3 protein-coding genes are annotated in these 4,096 nt (G+C 30.3%); all 3 read right to left on the reverse strand.

Features of this window, described 5'->3' with window-relative positions:
• Positions 1-37: 37 nt before the first annotated feature.
• Positions 38-1,300, reverse strand: coding sequence for a hypothetical protein (locus tag AB204_RS20585; RefSeq protein WP_047965245.1), 1,263 nt, complete (start codon positions 1,298-1,300; stop codon positions 38-40).
• A 63-nt stretch (positions 1,301-1,363) separates the two neighbouring features.
• Entirely contained in the window at positions 1,364-2,866 is a 1,503-nt protein-coding gene (locus tag AB204_RS20590) for a hypothetical protein (protein WP_047965246.1), read from the reverse strand.
• A 262-nt stretch (positions 2,867-3,128) separates the two neighbouring features.
• Positions 3,129-4,096 (reverse strand): hypothetical protein (locus AB204_RS20595; protein WP_235428166.1); only part of this gene is annotated, 968 nt, incomplete at its 5' end.

Raw genomic sequence — 4,096 nt, forward strand, 5'->3', positions numbered from 1 at the left:
TTGCATTAATAGAAAAATTAGTCCTAAAATCTTTATTTTAGGTTAATTTATAACTCAAGACTTTATTAGTAATAGGATTATTTATTGGTATAGAATTCTTAACAACATCATCAATTATGATATCTGGCGTATCAAACTTCACATTAATAGTCTCAATTCCAGTTTTTAGCGGCTCAATAAAAAGGAAACATTGGCACGTTCCATCTGCAACACCATAAGAACTATAAGTATATTTAATTTCTTCACTTGAGGATAATAACCAAACCGAAAAATTTAAACAAACTTTATAAGCATTAACAGGATCTAGATAGTTAAGAGTTAGAACACTATTTTTAGTAATATCTTCACTATAAATATTCAGATACCCCACTCCATTGTCATTTATTTTATCCAGATGGATTCTTTTAGAACCATCATTAAATGAAGCATTGGATACTTGGGCAACAATTTGCTTGCTATTTGTTCCTGTATACACTACGGCTGTTAAAAACGGTTTTACATGAAGAGAACCACTACTAGTACCAATATTTTGAGTCAATTGAACTTTGACATTAACATTATCTAAATCGTTATAAATAGAAATTTGAGCTAAAGATGATGTTATATTTTTATCAGTATTATAAAAGCTAGCCATAATAGATTTAGCCTCTACAAAATTCACCCCATCTGTACTTATTGTATAATCAGCATAGCCTTGACCTGCCTGTTCTTTGAGCAAAATTTTGTCAAATTTCAAAGTATTTATTGGGCTATTCCCTTCATCTAAAATTTTTAATGTAATAGTGATGGTATTCCCAGCCGTAAAATCTTTAAAATTTACACGAACCCGTATTCCTCTTTCACGGGAAATACTGCTTAAATATAATTTACGATTTTTAATATCAGTAAACGTTATTTCATTACCTGAAGCATTCATAGAATCGCCCTCTATAATATTAACATTTGAAATTGGTGAAGTATATTTATTATCATTTGAACTTGTCACTGTATATACTGCTTCGTATAATCCATATGTATGAAAATCACTTACATTAAAAATTACAGTATAATAATCATAGTCGTTATCGAGAACATCTGGCGTTACACAGTAGGTAATGCTTTTTATTTTAGCCGTTGAATTATTTTTTAGATAGAGTTCACCATCTATACTATCCAATAGCTCTACCCCATCATATTTCTTCACTTTCATGACTAAATATTTAATTCCCATCGCTTTAACTTCAAGGATATTAATGACGTTATGCGAATTACCTTGAGGGAATTCAGGTTTAGATAAAACGATGTTATTTTTTATATTCATGCATCACCATTTTAAACATACTTTTAATGTGATTTAAATTATATATATGCCTGATGACTTATTCTAACCTGTAACGATATGACCAGACCAAATACCACCATACGTTACATCCCTATCATTATCATCACCAACCTGATAATCAAAATAGATCTCTCCGTCATGGAAAGGAAATGCCAAATTACCATTTAATAAATTATAAGGTATATTAAATTTCAATACCGCCGTTTTCCCACCTTCATTATCTGGATGATATGGCATTATGCAATTAAAAGATTGTGTGACTGTGTTGTTGCTAGAATTAATATATAAATTTAAAGTAACTTCTGATCCAAGTTTTACTTTAGTATTATCACTATTATCATTGGTTCCTGTTATTGTAACGAACAAGCCAGCATCATCTGGATTTTTTGCATGGTTAGATATTTTTTGATTGTTTATACCACCATCCTGCTCTATAACGTCATTAAAGCTAGTGTAAACCTTACAGGATTCATATATTCTATCAACATCTGTCCATGGTTTATTTGGCCTTCCTCTGTAAGTGATATTCGCAGGATAGGATTTAGCTAAAATATCTCCATTCCCTCTTATTACAAGATAAGAAAGAAGCGATAATTTATTTTTCTCAAGAATAAAGTAAGGTAATTTAATTAAGCATTTATTTTCTTCACTTAAATCAAATGCTCTGACGTAATACTTGTATTCACCATTAACATTGAATAATAAAAAATCATCAACATCATAAGCTGTACATGGTATTGTGTCTAGCCAAAATTTGCTTTCTCCTTTCGATGTTAAATCACCATCAATAGCAGTAACTGCTTCAGGTGATTGTCGATTATATTTGCCATCATCAAAAATGATGATAACAGTACTATGAGAAACAGCGAAATCGGCTGAAATTTTTATAGTTGATGACAAGTCAATAACTAATGGTAGTGGTTTAATAGGAGAGATATAAAATTCCACCTTACCGTTATCACCTGAATTTATAGAAAAACCAGAATAAAGAGAAAGATTTTGAATATTTATTTTCTTTCTTACATCATTAGCATAAATGTATACTTCTTCTAGCTGATTAAATACTCTACTCTTTATAAAGATCGGAACTCCTGATAATGGACTCCCATCTTTATCTTTGATAATGGTATGTACTTTAGTTGATACAGTACCTATTTGAGTATGATCATATGACGCTGGCACTGATAAAAAAGCATTATCAACAATTAACCTCAATGATTCAGGGTAAACTTCTTTTGCAATATACTGAAATTTTTTTTGCTGAACACCACTCAATGATGTTTTTACACTAAAATGAATCTCCTCATTTTCTGCTATCGAATTAGTTACGGTAAGCGTCACTGTTACCGTAGCTTTTTTATTATCATTTTCCAAATTTACGGTAATATCCCCAGGTGGTATAGAAATATTTTTATTATTAAAAAATGAAATTGTTGAACTTCTATCTATAGCTTCATCAGAGGATAATATTACTGTAAATAAAAAATCTTGCCCTATGATTAAATTACCCGTTTCTGGCAGTGAAAAAGTCATAATATTAGACATATGTTTATTCCTACTATAGGTTTTATATTTTTAATTATCTATGCTACCGGAAAGAAATTTCCTTACTATAGCAATTTAATCCAATATCCAATGTATATATAAACCAAAAGATATAATTAAATTTATAAAAACACCAAATTCTCCCTTACTCCTAGGAACATGAGGAGCAAGGGACTGTCTTATTTTTATTAGCTTAATATAATAAAATGAAATTTTTTCTAATTGTTTTAGAAAATTATATCACGCATGCTTTTCCTTTCGACTAACTAGAACTTTCAAGTGGTTCAGTACCAATATACCCATTCCAAACAGCACTATACTGAATAACTTCATCTTTAAAGAATTGATAATCAAAACTGATATTCCCCCTCCACTTAACACCAACAATATCATCGTGAGGAATATTAAAAAAAATAGAATTTTTATTACCCTTGCCACCTATGCTTGCCAAACTAATCTGTTTGGTATAAGATTTAGGAAAACCTTTATTATCTGAATTAATATACATATTTAGAGTAATATCTTCTATATCTAATGGAACTGGACTTAATTTTCCATCAGCAGTTTTAGTGTCAGAGCGTACTATTTCAATAAATAATCCATCATATTTATGATTGGGGTATTTCTTGATGTTTTCATAACCAATATCATTATCAGCTGGTATAAAAACATCAGGATCAACACCAGTACTAGGATGAACTATGCAAAGCTCATAGCTTCTCTTAACTCCTTCTTCAGGTACATAAGGTGTCCCTCCTAAATAAGTTACTGGTAATGTGTCAGAATATAACGCTGCTCCATCCGGCTTAACAACAGTATAAGAAAATTCCGATGGTATAAACTGTTCAAAAATCGTATAAGGAAGTTTCATATTATATTGATCTAACTGTGTTTCAGGATCACTAATCAACTCCGTATAGCCCGTAAAGTTAGGAGGTTTCGTAGAATTTAATTTATTAACAAAAAATAAAACTGTATCATTTCTTTCTATTCTAGAGTCACTACTTACAAGTGCCATAAAATATGGCAAACCCGAATTTGCATATATACCATCGGTTTTATAATCAGAAATATCGGGTATGCCTATAGAATCAAAAAAAGTAGGCTTAATATAGTTCACTGCATAGATTACCTGCTTAGCTCTACGTCTAATATCAAACTTAGTACTTATAATATAACTCCATAAATTAACAATACTTACTAGTGCTGTTTGAGGATAGAGATAGAACT

Source organism: Xenorhabdus khoisanae (assembly GCF_001037465.1).
GTDB classification, from domain to species: domain Bacteria; phylum Pseudomonadota; class Gammaproteobacteria; order Enterobacterales; family Enterobacteriaceae; genus Xenorhabdus; species Xenorhabdus khoisanae.